Annotated in this window: 13 protein-coding genes; 10 read left to right on the top strand and 3 right to left on the bottom strand. The window is 72.1% G+C overall.

What is annotated here, in order from left to right; all coding sequences use genetic code 11:
• Positions 1–54 precede the first annotated feature (54 nt).
• The 3 genes from ABT130_RS35795 to ABT130_RS35805 all read right to left on the bottom strand — a co-directional run bounded on the left by ABT130_RS35795 (position 55) and on the right by ABT130_RS35805 (position 5302).
• Positions 55–1950: an ABC transporter ATP-binding protein gene (locus ABT130_RS35795; protein ID WP_350963162.1), complete on the bottom strand. Its 1896-nt coding sequence runs from the start codon at positions 1948–1950 to the stop codon at positions 55–57.
• On the bottom strand, positions 1947–3659 hold the full coding sequence (locus tag ABT130_RS35800; RefSeq protein WP_350963164.1) for an ABC transporter ATP-binding protein: 1713 nt from the start codon (positions 3657–3659) through the stop codon (positions 1947–1949). The genes ABT130_RS35795 and ABT130_RS35800 overlap by 4 nt, the downstream gene beginning before the upstream one ends.
• 680 nt (positions 3660–4339) lie before the next feature.
• On the bottom strand, positions 4340–5302 hold the full coding sequence (locus ABT130_RS35805; protein WP_350963167.1) for an endonuclease/exonuclease/phosphatase family protein: 963 nt from the start codon (positions 5300–5302) through the stop codon (positions 4340–4342).
• Positions 5303–5461: 159 nt separating this feature from the next.
• Here ABT130_RS35805 and ABT130_RS35810 point away from each other — a divergent pair, with 159 nt between their 5' ends.
• From ABT130_RS35810 to ABT130_RS35855, 10 genes are all read left to right on the top strand, one after another.
• The gene (locus ABT130_RS35810) at positions 5462–6712 is read left to right on the top strand and encodes an ATP-grasp domain-containing protein (protein WP_350963169.1); all 1251 of its coding nucleotides are present in this window, start codon (positions 5462–5464) and stop codon (positions 6710–6712) included.
• Complete coding sequence (locus tag ABT130_RS35815) at positions 6709–7524, top strand: Rossmann-like domain-containing protein (protein ID WP_350963172.1); 816 nt, start codon at positions 6709–6711, stop codon at positions 7522–7524. Before ABT130_RS35810 ends, ABT130_RS35815 begins: the two co-directional genes overlap by 4 nt.
• Positions 7521–8576 carry a PLP-dependent cysteine synthase family protein gene (locus ABT130_RS35820; RefSeq protein ID WP_350929981.1) on the top strand — a complete coding sequence of 352 codons (1056 nt, stop codon included), beginning with the start codon at positions 7521–7523 and terminating at the stop codon, positions 8574–8576. Before ABT130_RS35815 ends, ABT130_RS35820 begins: the two co-directional genes overlap by 4 nt.
• Entirely contained in the window at positions 8573–9580 is a 1008-nt protein-coding gene (locus tag ABT130_RS35825; protein WP_350963174.1) for an enolase C-terminal domain-like protein, read from the top strand. The genes ABT130_RS35820 and ABT130_RS35825 overlap by 4 nt, the downstream gene beginning before the upstream one ends.
• Entirely contained in the window at positions 9577–10743 is a 1167-nt protein-coding gene (locus ABT130_RS35830; RefSeq protein WP_350963177.1) for an MFS transporter, read from the top strand. Before ABT130_RS35825 ends, ABT130_RS35830 begins: the two co-directional genes overlap by 4 nt.
• Positions 10740–11561: a class I SAM-dependent methyltransferase gene (locus ABT130_RS35835; RefSeq protein ID WP_350963180.1), complete on the top strand. Its 822-nt coding sequence runs from the start codon at positions 10740–10742 to the stop codon at positions 11559–11561. Before ABT130_RS35830 ends, ABT130_RS35835 begins: the two co-directional genes overlap by 4 nt.
• A complete protein-coding gene (locus ABT130_RS35840; protein WP_350963183.1) occupies positions 11549–13087 on the top strand; it encodes an ABC transporter substrate-binding protein in 1539 nt (512 codons plus the stop codon). Before ABT130_RS35835 ends, ABT130_RS35840 begins: the two co-directional genes overlap by 13 nt.
• A 174-nt stretch (positions 13088–13261) precedes the next feature.
• Positions 13262–14212 (top strand): ABC transporter permease, encoded by a 951-nt coding sequence (locus tag ABT130_RS35845; protein WP_350929976.1) that lies wholly within the window; start codon positions 13262–13264, stop codon positions 14210–14212.
• Complete coding sequence (locus ABT130_RS35850; RefSeq protein ID WP_350963186.1) at positions 14209–15015, top strand: ABC transporter permease; 807 nt, start codon at positions 14209–14211, stop codon at positions 15013–15015. Before ABT130_RS35845 ends, ABT130_RS35850 begins: the two co-directional genes overlap by 4 nt.
• Positions 15012–16586 carry an ABC transporter ATP-binding protein gene (locus ABT130_RS35855; protein ID WP_350963189.1) on the top strand — a complete coding sequence of 525 codons (1575 nt, stop codon included), beginning with the start codon at positions 15012–15014 and terminating at the stop codon, positions 16584–16586. The genes ABT130_RS35850 and ABT130_RS35855 overlap by 4 nt, the downstream gene beginning before the upstream one ends.
• Positions 16587–16639 lie beyond the last annotated feature (53 nt).

Raw genomic sequence — 16639 nt, forward strand, 5'->3', positions numbered from 1 at the left:
GGTGGCCCGATATCGGGCCACCGCACCACCGGTCTCCCGGCACGGGCGGACGGGTCAGTCGGGAAGGTCCCGGCGGTCGGAGATGCTGTCGAGCCAGGCGCGGTGCAGGCCGGCGTAGCGGCCCGCCCGCCCGGCGAGCTCGCCCGGTGGGCCGTCCTCGACGATCCTGCCGCCGTCCATCACCAGCACCCGGTCGGCGATCTCGACGGTCGACAGGCGGTGCGCGATGATCAGGGCGGTCCGGTCCGCCAGGATCGTCTGCATCGCCCGCTGCACCAGCCGCTCGCCGGCGACGTCCAGGCTGGACGTCGCCTCGTCGAGGATCAGCACCGCGGGGTCGGCCAGAAACGCCCTGGCGAACGCCACCAACTGCCGCTGCCCGGCCGACAGCCGCCCCCCCTGCTTGCCGACCTGGGTGTCGTACCCCTCGGGAAGCGCCGAGACGAACGCGTCGGCGCCGACCGACCGGGCCGCGGCCACCACGTCGGTCATGCTCGCGCCCGGCCGGCCGAACCTGATGTTGTCCGCCACCGAACCGCTGAACAGGAAGTTCTCCTGTGTTACCAGGACGATCGCGGCGTGCCGTGGCTCCTCGCCGAGGTCGCGCAGGTCGATCCCGTCCAGCAGCACCCGCCCCGCCACCGGGTCGTAGAACCTGGCGACCAGTTTCGCCAGCGTGGTCTTGCCCGCCCCGGTGGTGCCGACCAGCGCCACGGTCTGCCCGGCGGGGACCACCAGGTCCAGCCGGGGCAGTACCGGGGTGCCGTCCAGGTAGGAGAACTCCACGTGCTGGAACTCGATCCGGCCGCGCGGGCGCTCCAGGATCACCGGGTCGCCGGGCTCGGCCACCGAGGGGCGCTCCTGCAGTACGCCGGAGAGCTTCTCCAGCGCCGCCCCCGCCGACTGGAACGTGTTATAGAATTGCGAAATCTCCTGCATGGGCTCGTAGAACTGGCGCAGGTAGAGCAGGAACGCGGCCAGCACGCCCACCGTGACCCCGCCCTGGATCGCCAGCATGCCGCCGTAGAGCAGGACCGCCGCGACCGTCACGTTCCCGATCAGCTTGACGCCCGGCGAGAAGACCGCGATCAGCTGTGAGCCCCGCAGGTTGGCGGCCCGGTAGTCGGCGTTCAGCTGGGCGAAGATCGTCTGGTTGCGAGGCTCCCTGCGGAACGCCTGGACCGCGCGCATGCCGGCCATCGACTCCACGAAATGGACGATCACCAGGGCCACGGCCTCCCGGGTCCTGCGGTACACGATGCTCGACTGCCGCCGGAACCAGTTGGTGAACAGCGCCAGGATCGGCAGCGGCAGCAGCGCGACCACGCCGAGGTGGACGTCCAGGACGAGCAGCAGGACCGCCGTGCCGACCAGCGTCAGCACGGCGGTGACGAGATCGTCGAAGCCCGACTGGAGCATCTCGGAGATGGCGTCGATGTCGGAGGTGAGGCGGGAGACGACCCGGCCCGAGGTGTAGTCGTCGTGAAACGACAGCGACAGTCTCTGGAAGTGGCGGAAGACCCGTCGCCGCAGCTCCAGCAGGATGCTCTGGCCGATGCGTCCGGCCATCCTGAGGAACACCTGCCGGGTCACCAGCTGGATGACCGCCGCGGCCAGGATCGCCGAGACGACGGTCACCAGCGTCCCCGGCCCCGCGCCCGCGACCATCGGCGGGATGCCCGCGTCGATGCCCACCTTGACCAGGTAGGGGATGGCGAGCGAGGCGACGTTGCAGGTCACGATGATCGCGACAAGCAGGGCGATCTTCCTGCGGTACGGGCGCAGCAGCTCACCCAGCAGCCGTCTGGACCTGCTGCGCAGCAGGAACGACACCTGTTCCGACAACTCGTCCTGGTTCTCGGCGGCGACCCCGCGCCACTCCCGGGAGCCGTTCCCGGTCTCTGCCGGGATCTTCGCGGAGGTCTCCGCCGGGGGAGTCGTGCCGCTCACAGCCGCGCCTCCTCCGCGTCGGGGTCGGCGGACAGCAGCGCGCGGTATTCGGGCACGCTCGCCATGAGCTCGTGGTGCCGGCCGACGTGCGCGATCGTGCCGTCCAGCAGCAGGGCCACCCGGTCGGCGAGCAGCACCGTGGAGGCCCGGTGGGCGACGACTATGCCGGTCGCCTCGCGCAGTACGTGCCGCAGCGCCTGCTCGACCAAGGCCTCGGTCTCGACGTCCAGGGCCGACAGGGTGTCGTCCAGCACGAGGATCCTGGGGCGGCTGAGAACCGCCCTGGCCAGTGCGAGCCGCTGGCGCTGGCCGCCGGACAGGGACATGCCCTGCTCGCCGATCCTGGTCTCCAGGCCCCACGGCAGCTCGTACGCGAATCCGGCCTGGGCGATCCGCAGCGCGGCCGCGATCTCCTCCTCGGTCGCGTCGTGCCGCCCCAGCGTGAGGTTCTCCCTGACGCTCATCGAGAACAGCGTCGGCTCCTCGAAGGCGGTGGCGACCAGCGAGCGCAGCTCGGGCAGCGGCAGGTCGCGGACGTCGACGCCGTCGATCGTGATCCGGCCCGTGCTCACGTCGTACAGTCGCGGTACCAGGGAGGTCAGGGTGGTCTTGCCCGACCCCGTCGCGCCCACGACCGCCACCGTCTCCCCCGGTCGCACCTCCAGCCAGACATCGTGAAGCACCGGCTCGGCGGCGCCGGGGAAGCGGAACCCCGTGCCCTCGAAACGCAGGTGTCCGCGGGGACGCTCGATCACGCGGGTGCCCCCGACGATCTCCGGTTCGGTGTCGAGCACCTCCATCACCCGGTCCGCCGCGGTCATCGCCTCCTGGCCCGTGGTCAGAATGAAGCCGAGCGCCGAGATGGGCCAGACCAGTTGCAGCATCAGGGTGGCGAAGGCCACCAGCGTGCCCAGCGTCAGGGTGCCGGAGCCGACCGCCAGGGCGCCGAGCAGCAGCACGAGCGCGAGGGTGATGTTCGGGATCACCTCAAGAAAGGTGAAGAACCTCGCGGACAGGCGGACCTTCTCCATCGAGGTCCCGTAGATCTTCACCGCTCCCTCCTCGAAGATCCCCGAGACATGCCGGCCGCGGCCGAACGCCTTGATCGTCCGGATGCCGGCCGCCGACTCCTCGACGACGGTGGCGAGGTCGCCCTGCTCGTCCTGGACCCGGCGGGAGATGAGGATGTACCTGCGCTCGAAGTGCAGCGAGGTGAGCACGATCGGCACCGCGGAGACGACGACCAGCAGCCCGAGCGGCCAGTACATACGGAGCAGCAGCCCGGTCACCGTCACGATCTGGACGGTGACCAGGACGAGGAAGAGCAGGCCGAAGCCGAGAAAACGCCGGATGGCCGACAGGTCGGTCGTCGCCCGGGACAGCAGCTGGCCCGACTGCCAGGAGGCGTGGAAACCCATCGGCAGCCGCTGCAGGTGGTTGTAGAAATCGTCGCGGATGCTGGTCTCCAGGCCCAGGACCGCGTCGGCCAGCAGCCACCGCCGCAGGAAGACGAGCAGCGCCTCGGCCATGCCCAGCCCCAGGGCGAGCAGTGCGAGGGGGAGCAGTGCCTCGCTGTCACCCCGGGCGACGGGGCCGTCGATGATCTCTCTGCCGATCAGCGGGATGGCGATGCCGATCCCGACCGCGGCGAAGGCCGGCACCCAGATGACGACCAGGCGGGTGGCGTAGGGGCGCAGGTAGGACTTCAACCGCCACAGGGAGCGGGCCCCGCGGAGGCGGGGGAGGGGTGGGGACTGTCGGGTTCGGGACTCTGTGTCCGAAGTATCAGGGGGCATCAACAGGCGGCACGCTCCTCACGGTGCTCACGCCAGGTGATCGCCGCTCCAGGGCATGGCGAACCGGAGGCCCATCCCCGCTCAACCGTTCTCCCGCACCACCGTTCCAGGTGGACGCCCCGTCGGATCACCCTCACCCGCACGGCGCGGGCGACCATTCAGTTTCCGTGCCCGAGTACGGGGTCGGCAATTGATGCGACGGCTCCCATCCTGTAACCGCCAGGTCAGTGAGGCCGATGACCCCGGGCCCTTCCCCGGAGCGCGGCCCGGATCCTGTGGGAGGGCACGAACCGGTCCCCGGCCCGAACCTCGCCGGGGACCGTCGCGGTGTCTCCGTCTCCGCGGAAGGCGAGACTCAGGCCGCGTCGCGCTTGGTCAGCCGGACCTCCAGAGTGATCCCGTCGGTGTGGACGTCGCAGGTCCTGAAGGCGCTCTCGGCCGCTGGCTTTCAGCCGGGAGCCGAGAAAACGGTCACCCGTACCCAGTGGGAAAGACGGCGGGAAAAAGGGGCGGCGGCATGACCTGGCGACATTGACCCTGAACCAGAGGCCGGTCCGCCGCGCTGCCGCGGACCGTGATGGGCCCGGCCTGGCTCAGCGACCCGGGAACCGGGGCAGGCCGAGTTCGGCGAAGACCGGGCGGTGGTCGGTGTCCGGCAGGGGGTGGACGCCGAAGCTGTTGACCGCCATGCGCGAGTCGGCGAGCACATGGTCGATCGTCACACCGGGCAGGGGCTCCCAGCCCTGCTGTGGCCAGGTGGGGATCAGGCCGTTCCCGGTGACGTCGGCCGCGTCGCGGTAGCCGCTGCCGAGCAGGTCGCGTACCAGCCCGTGGTCGAGGGTGGCGTTGAAGTCGCCGGCCAGTACCCGCAGCTGCCCGCCCGCCCTGGGCAGTGCCCGCAGCCCCTCGTCCCAGCACCAGACCTTGTAGTCGTACCTGGGCGCGCAGGGGTGGACCGAGACGACCTCGATCTCGTGGCCGCTCGGATGCCTGATCACCCCCCGTGCCTGCCGGAACCTGCCCAGCGCGATCAGGGGTTTCTCGGTGATGGGATGCCTGGAGTAGATGCCGGAGCCGTGTACCCCGCCGACCGCGCGATCCACCACATGGGGCATGCGCTTGCGCAGGCCGGCCGCCTCCAGGCGCTCGCGTGCGGCGGGGGTGAGCTCCTGGAGGGCCAGCACGTCCGGATCGAGGGAGCGCACGAGATCCATCAGGGCGTCGGTGTCTCCCGCGCCGACGGCCAGGTTCGCGGCGAGCACCCGGAGCCGCTCGTCCGAGGCGGGCTGGTCGCCGTCGGCGAAGTAGCGGGGGAGCACGGCCGTCGCCAGCACCGCGCCGGTGACCAGGGCGAGGGCCGCGGCCGCCCAGCGGCGCAGCCCCAGGGCCAGGAGCAGCGGGATCACCGAGGCCACCGCCGCGTACGGGGTGAAGGCCACCAGGGGGACCCACTGCCACACCGGGGTCCACCCACCGGTCCTGAGCACCGCCCACACCGCGAACGGCAGCACCATCGGCCAGACCAGCAGCAGGCCCACCCATCTCGATCTGATCATGAACCGGGAGCGTAACGGTCTTCTGTGCAGATTCGGTGGAGATCGGAGGCTTTATCCGCGCAGATGCGAGAGGCCGGACCGGCGGTGCCCCATGAGGTTGCAAAGAAAATGAAAGTCATTATCATTCTCTTTTGTCCGGCCTATGGCTAAGGAGGCGTTTTGGGACATCTGCTGATGGTCGAGAGCTGGGTGGGGGCGATGAGCTCCCTTCTTCCCCGGGCGATCCGGGAGGCGGGCCACCGGTTCACCTTCCTCACCCGCGATCTGCACCACTACCTGCGCGCCCCGTCCGGGTTCTTCGCGCACCCCCTGCTCGCGGCCGACAACGTGGTGACCGCGGAGACCAACGACGTCCCGGCTCTGCTGAGTCACGTCGAGCGGCTGCACGAGGTCTTCGGCTTCGACGGAGTGATCTCCTCGTGCGACTACTACCTTGCGACGGCCGCCCGGCTCGCCTCCCGTCTGGGGCTGCCCGGAGCCGGGCCGGAAGCCGTGGAACGCGCCTGCCGCAAGGACCTCACCCGGGAGGCGCTGAGGAAGGCCGGGCTGCCGGGACCGGCCTTCGCCGTCACGAGCGGATGGCCGGAGACGGCCTCGCGCGCCGGAGAGATGGGCTATCCGCTGGTGATCAAACCGGTCGACCTGTGCGCCGGGATGTACGTGCGCAGGGTGGACGATCGGGAGCAGCTCCGGGAGGCCTACCTGGCGCTGGAGGGCTTCCCCGTCAACGCGCGCCGGCAGCCGCGGCTGCCCGTCGTCCTGCTTGAGGAGGTCCTGACCGGCCCTGAGATCAGCGTCGAGTCGGTCGCCTTCGAAGGTGAGACCGCCATCGTCGGGATCACCGACAAGAGCCTCACCGGCGAGCCGTGGTTCGTGGAGAGCGGCCACATGTTCCCCGCCGCGCTCGACCCCGACACGGTGCGGTCCGCCGGGGAGGCGGCGCTCGCCGCGCTGGCCGCGGTCGGTCTGGATCACGGCGTGGCCCACACCGAGCTGAAGCTGACCCCGGACGGCCCGCGGGTGGTCGAGATCAACCCCCGGCCCGCGGGAAACCAGATCACCGAGCTGGTCCGGAGGGTGACAGGCGTCGACATACCGACGGCCTACGCCCAGCTCGCACTGGGCGAGCGGCCCCGGCTGGCCCCCGCCGACACCGGGGTACGCAGCGCGGCCATCGCCTTCCTGCTCCCTCCGGGGCCGGGGACGCTCTCCGCGGTTCACGGCATCCGTCGGCTGGCCGAGGCCGGTGACGTCGTCGAATGGCAGGTCAAGGCCCCTGGATTCCTCGCGGGCGAGCCGACGAGCAACAACGGCTACCTCGGCCATGTGATGGTCGCGGACACCGCGGGACTGGGCGCCCGCTCCCGGGCCGAGCGTCTCGTGGCCGGCCTGACCGTGGAATACGCGTGAAACCGGCGGCGGTGAGCGGTCTGGACGAGCTGGTGGCGGACGTGCTGGCGGGCGGCGCGGGCTCCGATCCCGCCCGGTGGCGAATCAGCGCCGGCCTCGTCACCAAGCAGGGGACGCACCACGCCACCCGGGACCGCGGCTACCGCAATCACGTGATCAGCCTCCGGCTGGGCGGGGCGGTGGGGTCCTGCGCGGTGGAGCCGGACGAGATACCCGACGACGCGGTGTACGACTGCGTGGGCCGCGACGTGGCCACGCTGCTGTCGCACCCGCTGGCCGCGGTGCGCGTGGCCGCCCTGGACGCCTACCTGACGCACGAGCACCCCCACGACCCCGCCGACGCGGTGACCGTGCCCGCGGGCTCCTCCCTGGACAAGTCGCTGGCCAGGGCGGCCGCGGTGGTGGACCTCCTCCCCACACCCCCCAGAGGGCGGGTACTGGTGGTCGGCGTGGTCAACTCCCTCCTGCACCGCCTGCGGGAACGCGGCATCCGTTACGTGCCGTGCGACCTCAAGGGCGGCGAGACCGAATGGGGCGAGCCGCACGTGACCGAGGCCGAGGCGGCGCTGGACGGCTGCGACGCCGTGCTGGCCTCGGGCATGACGCTGGGCAACGGGACCTTCGACTCACTGCTGCGCCACGCGCGCGGCACCGGCAAGCCCCTGGTGCTTTTCGCACAGACCGGCAGCGCCGTGCTCCGGCGGTTCGTCGGTGCCGGGGTCACCGCCGTCTCGGCGGAGCCGTACCCGTTCTTCTGGCTGGACGGCGGTCCGACCGTCATCTACCGCTACCGGACGGAGGGGACGAGGTGAACTCCGCACCCGACCTGCTCGCCCTGCTGGGCAACACCCCCGTCACCCGGATCAGGACCCCGCTGCCCCACCCCCACCCAGGTTTCTGGGCGAAGCTCGAAGGGCTCGGCGCGGGCGGCATGAAGGCCAGGGCCGCGGTCTCCATGCTGCTCGGGGCACGGGCCAGGAACGAGCTCGGGCCGGGGGCACCGGTGGTGGAGTCCACCAGCGGAACCCTCGGCGTCGGGCTGGCCTTCGCGGGACAGGCCCTCGGCCATCCGGTGGTGCTCGTCGTCGACGCCGAGCTGGAGCCGAGCATGCGGGCCCTGCTGGTCGCGTACGGCGCCCGCCTGGAGACCGTCGACCGGCCACACCCGGTGGGCGGGTGGCAGCAGGCCCGGCTGGACCGGCTCGCTCGGGTCGTGGGCCGGATGCCCGGGGCGTACTGGCCGAACCAATATCACAATCTCGACAACCGCGCCGGATACGCCTCTCTGGCGCGAGAGCTGGTCGGCCAGCTGGGCGTGGCCGACGTACTCGTTTGCAGCGTCGGGACCGGCGGGCACAGCGCGGGCGTGATCTCCGAGCTCCGCCGCCACTGGCCCGGAGTACGGCTTATCGGGGTCGACGCGGTCGGCTCGACGATCTTCGGGCAGCCCGCGCGTCCCCGCCTCATGCGCGGGCTCGGCAGCAGCATCCACCCGCGCAACGTCGCCTACGAGGAGTTCGACGAGGTGCATTGGGTCGGGCCCGCGGAGGCCGCCGACGCCTGTCGCCGCCTCGCCAGGCACGCCTTCGTCACCGGGGGCTGGAGCACGGGGGCGGTCGCGCTCGTCGCGGCCTGGGCCGCGAGGGTGGAGGCGGGCGCCCGCGTGGTGACCGTGTTCCCCGACGGGCCGCACCGCTACCTCGACTCGATCTTCAACGACGACTACCGCCGCGCTCGCGGACTGGCCGGGCACCTGGCGACCCGCCCCCTGGAGATCGCCACCCCGGGGGCCGCCGAGGTGGCGGGCTGGGCGCGCTGCCGTCAGGTCGCCGACCCGCTGTGCGCGGTGGAGGTTCCGGGATGAGGCTCGACTGGGAGATCGTCCCGTTGCGGTTGGGCGAGCCCTTCCGGATCGCCCGCTCGGTGATGTCCGCGCGCGACGCCGTCAGGATCGCACTCCACCACGACGGGACGACCGGGTACGGCGAGATCGTGACCAGCGCCTACCTGGGCCTGGACACGCCCCGCGTGGTGGCCGCACTGGAGGGACTGCACACCTGGCCGGACCCGGAGACGCTGCTCGCGGAGCTGCCGGGCCTGTCATGCCCGCCGGGGGTGCTCGCCGGCCTCGACGCCGCCGTGCTGGACCTGGTGGGCAAGCGCGACGGGCTGCCCGTCCACCGGCTCGCAGGGTGTCCCGGCTGGCGGCCGGTGCCCACGGCGTACACGATCGGGATCTGCGAACCGGAGCGGGCGGCCGCGGCCGCGCGCCGCCTGCACGCCCGTGGGTTCACCGTGCTGAAGATCAAGGCCGGGTCGCCCGACCCGGACGACGATGTCGCGCGGGTCGCCGCGGTCAGGGCCGCCGCCCCCGGCGCGCGCCTGCTACTCGACCCGAACGGCGCCTGGAGTGCCGAGCGTGCCGTCGGGCTGCTGGAGCGGATGCCCTACGTGAACGCCGTCGAGCAGCCCATTCCGCCGGGCCGTCCAGACCTGCTCGCCTGGGTTTCCAGGCGATCCCCGATGCCGGTCATCGCCGACGAGGACGCCGGGGGAGTGGCCGAGGTCGAGCGGCTGGCGGGAGCCGTCCAAGGGGTCAACGTCAAGCTCGCCAGGTGCGGCGGCGTGCTGGCCGCGCTCGGCGTCATCGACGCGGCGCGGCGCCACGGTATGGACGTCATGCTGGGCTGCCTGGTGTCCAGCTCGCTCGGCATCGCCCCGGCCGCACACCTGGCAGGGCACGCCCGCTGGGTCGACCTCGACGGGCACCTGCTGCTGGCCCGAGACCCCTGGACCGGCATCGGCGGTGAGAACGGCGTGCTGAGGCTCTCCGGCCGCCGGGGCCTCGGCGTCAGGCCGGTGACATGAAGGCGTTCCGGTCCTTCCCGCTCTCCGTGCGACTCCTCCTGGTCAACCAGATGGGCGTCAACACTGGTTTCTACCTGCTGGTTCCCTATCTCGCCGGCTACCTCGGCGGAGGCCTCGGGCTGTCGGCCACGGTCGTGGGAGTGGTGCTCGGTGCGCGCAATCTCAGCCAGCAGGGCCTGTTCCTGATCGGCGGGACGGCCTCCGACAGGTTCGGCGCGCGGACGGTCATCATCGCGGGGTGCGCCCTGCGCGCCGCCGGCTTCGGCCTCTTCGCGATCGACGGCTCGCTACCCGTGCTGCTCGGAGCCTCGGTCCTGTCCGGCCTGGCCGGAGCGCTGTTCAACCCGGCCGTACGCTCCTACCTCGCCACCGAGGCGGGCGACCGCCGCGCGGAGGTGTTCTCCCTGTTCAACGTGTTCGCCAACACCGGGGCGCTGCTGGGCCCGTTGCTGGGCGGCGCGCTGCTGCTGGTCGACTTTCGGGTGGCGGCCGTCGCCGCCGCGTTGATCTTCGCCGGGCTGACGGTGGCGCAGGCGCTGACTCTCCCGCCGCGAACCGTCCCGCCCGCCGAGGGGTCGGTTCTCGGCGACTGGCGGGAGTGCCTGGCCAACCGCCGGTTCATCGCCTTCACGCTGGCGCTGAGCGGGATGTTCGCGCTGCAGAACCAGCTCTACCTGATCCTGCCGATGCGCGCGGCGGACGTCACCGGCTCCGCCGCCTCCGTGGCGGGGCTGTTCCTGGTGTCCACCGTTGCCACCCTTCTGCTGCAGGTGCGCGTCACCCGGTGGCTGCAGGACCGCCTCAGCCGGAGCACCGTCATCGCGCTCGGCATGGCGGTGATGGGTGTGGCCTTCCTGGCCCCGCTCCTGCCCGGCCTGATCCCGGTGCTGCTCGCCGCGTTCGGGCTGGCGCTGGGAGTGATGATCGCACAGCCGTTCGTGCTGGAGCTGATCCCCGCCTTTGGCAGGGAGGGCGTCACCGGCACCTACTTCGGGATGTTCTACCTCGCCTCGGGCCTGGTCGCCGCGGCGGGCAACGTCGCCGTCGGCTGGGCAGGCGACACGGCTGGGTGGCTCGCCTGGCCGTTTTGCGCGGCGCTCGGGCTGGGGTCCGCGATCGCGGTACGCCGCGTCGGCGTACCGGAGAGGACGGCGCGGCCGTGAACTTCCTGACCGACAATCCCGAGTTGTACGAGCTGCGGTTCCCTGACCCCGGCCACCTCGCCGCCCGTTTCGCCGACGACCTCGCCCGCCGCTTCGGCGGCGGGACCCGGCTGCTGGACATCGGCTGCGGTACCGGCCGCGACGCGGGCCACCTAGCCCGCAACGGCTACACCGTCACGGGCCTGGACGTCTCCGAGCCGATGCTGGCCCACGCGCGCGGCCGGCACCCGGGAGTGGAGTTCGTCAACGCCGACATGAGGTCGTTCGACCTCGGCCGCCGGTTCGACGTGATCGTCTGCCTGGACAGCGCGCTGCTCTACTGCCACGAGAACGCCGACCTGGCCGCGTTCCTGTCCTGCTGCCGCGCGCACCTGGTGCCGGGCGGGCTGCTCGTCGCCGAGATGCGCAACGGCGCCTTCTTCCTCGGCGACACCGAGTCGCTGGAGGGAAGCACAACCCGGTCGGTTCTCTGGGACGACGTGCGGTACACCTCTCGGACCAGGCTGTGGATCGACCACGCCGCCCAGCTGCTCCGCCGCCATCGCACCTGGGAGTGGCCGGGACGCGCCGGGCCCCTGCACCAGCGCTCGGCCTGGCGGCTGCTCTTCCCGCGCGAGCTGGAGTACTTCCTCGACGTCGCTGGGTTCGAGGTGCAGGCCATGTTCGACGGGCCGGGGCCGCGCACGGAGCCCCCCTGGACGCCCGGCGCGAAACTCTCGGCCGCGCTGTCCGGCGACCGGCTCCACGTCGTGGCACGGCTGCGAGGCCCGTGCGACCACTCGACCGACGAAAGGACCTCTCCACCATGCACTCCCTGAACCGCCGCGGTTTCCTCGGCACCACCGCCGGGCTGTCCGCGGCCCTGCTCACCGGATGCGGCACCGGCCCCACGCCCGAGGCCGCCGCGGGCGAGCCACGCAAGGGAGGCCGGCTGCGTGTCGCGTTCGCCGGGGGCGGTGCCCAGGAGACTCTGGACCCGCACCTGTCCAACCTGTTCGTCGAGGCCTCGCGCTCCAAGGCGCTGTTCGACAAGCTCGCCGACTACGGCCCCGACCTGTCCATCCGGCCCCGCCTCGCCGAGCGCTGGGAGCCCTCCGCCGACCTCACCAGGTGGCGGGTCACCCTGCGTCAGGCGACCTTCCACAACGGCAGGCCGGTACGCGCCGCCGACGTCCTGTACAGCTACGCCAGGATCGCCGACCCCGCACGTGCCTTCCGTGCCAAGGCCACCCTGGCGGTGATCGACCTGGCCGCCAGCAGGGCCGTCGGCGACCGCACCGTCGAGTTCGCGCTCAGGCAGCCGTTCGCCGAGTTCCCCAACGTGCTGGCCGCCTTCGGCGTGTTCGTCGTCCCGGAGGACACCGAGGACTTCACCGAACCGATCGGATCCGGCCCGTTCGCCTTCGGCTCCTTCGAACCGGGCCGCTCCCTGCTGCTGCGGCGCAACGCCGACTACTGGGAGGGCGCGCCGCACGTCGACGAGCTGCGGTACCTGATCGCCAACGAGGAGTCGGCCCGCGTCAACGCCCTGCTCGGCGGGCAGGCCGACTATGCCCACGACATCACCGCGACCACCGCGCGGACCTACCAGGGCGATGACCGCCTGGCCGTGACCCGGCTCGGCAACAGCGGCATGCAGGCCTTCGCCATGAAGCTGGACCGCCCGCCCTTCGACGACCGGGACCTGCGCGAGGCCATGTTCCTGCTGGCCGACAGGGAGCAGCTGGTCCAGACCGTGCTGGCCGGAGCGGGGCAGGTCGGCAACGACCTGTTCGGCAAGGGCTACCAGCACTACGCCGAGGAGATCCCGCAGCGCGCCCGAGACCTGGACAGGGCGAAGTGGCTGGTGGAGAAGGCCGGCGCGAAGGGACTGAAGGTGCGGCTCGACACCTCCGCGGCGGCCGGCGGATTCGTGGAGTCCTCAAGCGTCTTCGCCGACCAGATGCGCCAGGCCGGGCTCGACGTCGAGATCGCCATGGGCGACAAGGACACCTACTGGAGGGACGTCCTCGACGGGGGCACCCTGTGCTGCTTCCGCTCCGGCGCGATGCCCATCGAGTCCCATTTCGCGCAGCGCCTGCTCAGCACGTCCACGACCAACATCACCAAGTGGAGGCGCCCGGAGTTCGACGCGCTCTACGCCAAAGCCGTCTCGCTCGCCGACGAGAAGGCCCGCCGCGACGTCTACGCCGAGATGCAGCGCGCGCAGCACGCCGAGGGCGGCTACCTCGTCTGGGGCTTCGCCGACTGGCTGGTCGCGACCGCGCCGGGGGTGGGCGGTGTCGTCGACGCCCCGGCCAACACCCTCGACTGGGCGCGCTTCGACAAGGTCTGGCTGGCCTGACGTGTCATCCGACGATGCGAAGGCCGTCCGGGTCCGTCACTTCGAGGTTCCCGGACAGGGCGGCCTCGAAGCCCCCACACCTCGCCGCGCCGCCCGCGCGGAAAGCGGATCCCAGGTGCCCCGCCCGGCCGTTGAAAGGCGCCCCGGCGCTTTCCCGTTCCCAAAGGACGCCGGGTGAGCCTGTCGAGGTACGCCGTACGGCGTCTGCTGCTGGGCCTGGCGCAGGTGGTGGCGGTCACCGCGCTGGTGTTCGCCCTCACTGAGGCGCTGCCGGGGGACGCCGCCGTGGTGCTGGCCGGTGACGCGCCCGATCCGGCGCGGATCGAGTGGATCCGCAGGGAGCTGGGGCTCGACCGGCCCGCGCCGGTGCGCTACGCCGACTGGCTGCTCGCTCTTCTCCACGGCGATCTCGGGTCGTCGCTGACGGCCGGGCGTCCGGTCATCGGGTTCCTCGCCGACGCCGCCGGGCCGACCGTCCAGCTCGCGGCCGTCACCCTGCTGCTCCTGGTGCCGCTGGCGGTGGCCGCCGGCGTCGTCGCCGCGATCCGCGAGGGCCGCCCTCTCGACCGGATCCTGACCTCGGCCGGCATCGCCCTGTACTCGGTGCCGGAGTTCGCCCTCGCCGTGGTGTTGGTCGCGCTGTTCGGACTGCGGCTCGGCTGGTTCCCGCCCACCGCGGTGGGCGTCGGCCCGAACCTGTTCGCGCAGCCGGCCGTGCTGGTGCTGCCCCTCCTGATCCTGCTCGCCCGGCCGATCTGCTCGATCAGCAGGCTGGTCAGGGCCGGGATGATCGACGCACTGCGCTCGGAATACGTCCGCCACGCCCGCAGGCTCGGACTCTCCCCCCGGAGGGTGACACTGGCGCACGCCCTGCCCAACGCGGTGGCACCGGCCGTGCAGCAACTCGCCAGGACCACCGACTGGCTGTTCGGCGGCGTGATCACCGTCGAGGCCGTCTTCGTCATCCCCGGCCTCGGCACCTCGTTGGTGAGCGCGGTCTCCGCGCGCGACATCCCGGTGATCCAGGGGCTCGCCCTGGTCTTCGCGGTCACCACCGTGGCCGTGAACCTCGTCGCCGACCTCGTCGCGTTCCGCCTCGCACCGCGTGCCGCGAGTGCGACATGAGGCACGGACCCGGAACGAAGCCGGTGCTGAGGTGGGGACTGGGCGGGGTGTTGCTGGGTGTTCCACTGGTGATCGCCCTGGCCGGCCCGTGGCTCGCGGGCGAGCCGGGCCCGCGCGGCGTCCCGTTCGGCTCCGGTTCCCTCCTGGGCAGGGACTTCGTCGGGCGCGACGTGTGGGAGCAGGTGCTCGTCGGGGGCCGGACGGTCGTGGTGGTCGCGCTGGCCGCCACCGTCCTGGCCTACCTGGTGGGCACGCCGCTGGGCGTGCTGACCGCGATGACCCGGCGCCGGTGGCTCGACGAACTGCTGATGCGGCCCTTGGACCTGATGCTGGCGATCCCCTCGCTGCTGCTGCTCATCCTGCTGGCCGCCACCGCGCCGCCCGGACCGGTGACCCTGATCAGCATCGTCGCCGTGATCGGTTTGCCGGAGGTGGTCAGGATCTCCCGCGCGGCGGCCCTGGAGATCGCCGCCAGGCCCGCCATGGAGGCGATGCGGCTCCAAGGAGAGAGCTGGTGGCACCGCGCGATCGGGTACGTGGGCCGGTCGATGCTCCGCACGCTCCTGGCCGACCTCGGCGTCCGTGTCGTCGGCGCGCTCTACCTCGTCGCGACGGCGAGTTTCCTGGGCGTCGGCGTCCCCCCGGACGCCGGCGACTGGGCGGTGATGGTCGATCGCAACCGCACCGGCATGTTTCTCCAGCCCTGGGCGGTGGTCGCCCCGGCGCTGCTCGTCGTCAGCCTGTCCGTCGGGCTGAACCTGCTCTTCGACGGGGCGCAGGGGGACCGCGAGGAGGTCACGTGATCCGCGTCGTGGGGCTGCGCGCCGAGGCCGAAGGCCGCGCGCTGGTCGACGAGGTCTCCTTCGAGCTCGCTCCGGGCCGGGTGCTCGCCCTGGTCGGGGCCTCGGGCAGCGGCAAGACCACGATCGGGCGGGCGCTGCTCGGCGAGCACGCGCCCGGTGTGCTCCTGTCGGGGACGATCGAGGTGGCCGGAAAGGTCGGCTACCTGCCGCAGCATCCCGCGTCGGTGCTCAATCCGGTCCGCCGCGTCGGCGCGGTGCTGCGCGAGATCGCCCGGCGGCACGCGCGGCAGGAGGCCGTGTACGGGCAGGGAGGGACCCCATGCCGGGTCGCCCGGCGGCGCGCTTCCGGGGAGAGCGAGGCGGACCGGATCTCGTCCGCGCTCCGCCGCGTCGAGCTGCCCGCCGGTGAGGACCTGTTGCGCCGCTACCCGCACCAGCTCTCCGGAGGCCAGCGGCAACGCCTGGTGATCGCCCAGACGCTCCTGACGGCCCCGTCGGTGATCGTGGCGGACGAGCCCACCACCGGACAGGACGCCATCACCAAGCGAGAGGTCGTCGGCGAGCTGAAGGACCTTGCGCGCCAGGGCATCGCCGTGGTCCTGCTCAGCCACGACCTGGACGTGGTAGGCGCGCTCGCCGATCACGTCGTCGTCCTGCGCGGCGGCCGGGTGATGGAGAGCGGCCGGGCCGAGGACGTGCTCACCCGGCCCCGGCACGGCTACACCCGGCGGCTGCTGGCCGCCCGGCTCCCGCCGAGCCCGCCTCCCGGCCTGGTGGGCACGTCTTCTCACGGGGAGGTTCCGCCGATGCCGGTCCGGCTCCGCGTCGACGGCCTGACGGCGAGGCACCGCTCGGTAACGGTGCTTCAGGACGTGTCGCTGGGGGTGGCCGCCGGGCGATGCCTGGCGCTGGTCGGGCGTTCGGGAAGCGGGAAGACCACCCTCGCGCGCTGTGTCGCGGGGCTGCACGAGCCCACGCGGGGAACCGTGCTGCTCGACGGGCGGCCACTGGCACGGTCGCTGTCGCGCCGGCCGCGCGAGGACGTGGCCCGAGTGCAGTACGTCTTCCAGGACGCGCACGCCTCCTTCGATCCGAACCGGGCGGTGGTCGACCAGGTGAGCCGTACCGCCGTACGGCTGCGGGGCATGAGCGCCGGCGAGGCCCGGGACGCGGCGCTGGACATGTTCGAACGCGTCGGGCTCGGCCCCGCCTCGGTGGCCCGCCGGCCCGCCGGGCTGTCCGGCGGGGAGCTCCAGCGCGCGGCGCTCGCCCGCGCGCTGCTCGCCTCCCCTGAGGTTCTCGTCTGTGACGAGATCACCTCCGGCCTGGACATGATCACCCAGGCCGGCGTTCTCGACCTGCTCGACGAGCTCCGCCGCACGTTCGGGCTGACCCTCGTGCTGATCAGCCATGACATGGGTGTCGTCGCACGGCTGGCGGACAACGTCGTGATCCTCTCGCGGGGGAGGATCACGGAGCAGGGCTCCGTCGCCCGCGTTCTCGACCGGCCCAGGCACCCGTTGACCCGCGACCTGCTCGACGTGCACGTCCGCCGGGACAGCCGGGCATGAACCCGTACGCCGTCCTGCGCGACCGCTTCGCCGGGGCGATGATCACACCGGCC

Origin of the sequence: Streptosporangium sp. NPDC001681, from assembly GCF_040298085.1 — a bacterium.
GTDB lineage: Bacteria > Actinomycetota > Actinomycetes > Streptosporangiales > Streptosporangiaceae > Streptosporangium.